General features: G+C 44.4%; 1 protein-coding gene. It reads left to right on the top strand.

All coding sequences use genetic code 11. From position 1 onward, the window contains the following. A partial coding sequence (locus AB5935_RS28090) for a M13-type metalloendopeptidase (RefSeq protein ID WP_368328113.1) occupies positions 1-232 on the top strand: 232 nt, incomplete at both ends.

Below are 232 nucleotides of genomic sequence, written 5' to 3' on the forward strand. Positions count from 1 at the left end.
AGGTTATCCTGATAAATGGAAAGATTATTCTGCACTGGAGATCAAAGATGATTCTTACTGGGCAAATATCGAGCGTGCCAACGAATGGGATTACAACGAAATGATTGCCAAAGCCGGCAAACCGGTAGACAAGGATGAATGGTTGATGACTCCTCAAACAGTGAACGCTTATTATAACCCGACTACCAATGAAATCTGCTTCCCGGCAGCTATCCTGCAACCTCCGTTCTTC

Origin of the sequence: Phocaeicola sp. RTP21198st1_B8_RTP21198_201120 (assembly GCF_040929485.1) — a bacterium.
In the GTDB taxonomy this organism is placed as follows: Bacteria; Bacteroidota; Bacteroidia; order Bacteroidales; family Bacteroidaceae; genus Phocaeicola; species Phocaeicola dorei.